Source organism: Streptomyces sp. AC627_RSS907, assembly GCF_019049165.1.
On record NZ_JAGMUE010001502.1, the window covers coordinates 1 to 756 of the forward strand.

Genomic DNA, 756 nt, shown 5'->3' on the forward strand with positions numbered 1-756 from the left:
CAGGTACACCACCGAACCGTCGTCGATCTCCGGGCCGATGGCGCCGGTACCCGCGATGACGCCGATGAGCGGGACCATCACGGACAGCGCGAAGCCGCCCAGGATCGCGTCGGCGGTGGCGTCGTCGGCGCCCGTCATCAGCCGGATCGCGATCGAGATCACGATCAGCAGCGCGGGCAGCGAGAAGAGGATCAGCGCGCGGCGCCGGCCGAGCAACGCCCGGTAGGTGAGCCGGGCGACCGTGGGGTTGTACATCGCTGAGGGCTCCTTGCGTTATGCCGCGACGAGGTAGGAGAAGACGCTCTCCAGGGACTCGTCCGAAGGCGAGACCGTGAGGAGCGTGATGCCGTGCTCGCGGGCGACGCGCGGCAGCAGTTCGGTGAACCGGTTGAAGTCGACGGCCTGGATGCGCAGCGCGCCCTCCGCGGCGTCCACCTCGATGCCCGCCGTGGAGGCGTCCGCGATCAGCGCGGCGGCCAGCGCACGGTCGTCGCTGGAGCGCACCAGGTAGCGGTGCGGGCGGTCGGTCATCAGCCGGCGGATCTTGCGGAAGTCGCCCGACGCGGCGTGCCGACCGGCGACGATCACCTCGATGTGCGCGGCCAGTTGCTCGACCTCCTCGAGGATGTGCGAGGAGAACAGCACGGTGCGCCCCTCGGCGCCCATCTGTCGCAACAGGTCCATGAGCTGCATCCGCTGGCGCGGGTCCATGCCGTTGAACGGCTCGTCGAGCAGCAGCACGGACGGGTCGTGGAC

Annotated in this window: 1 protein-coding gene and 1 pseudogene; both read right to left on the bottom strand. The window is 70.1% G+C overall.

Annotated elements, in window-relative coordinates; translation table 11 throughout:
• Positions 1–255 (bottom strand): annotated as a pseudogene (locus KUM32_RS42680) (ABC transporter permease); the annotation flags it as partial.
• 18 nt (positions 256–273) lie between these two features.
• Positions 274–756 (bottom strand): AAA family ATPase (locus tag KUM32_RS42685; protein ID WP_374227627.1); only part of this gene is annotated, 483 nt, incomplete at its 5' end.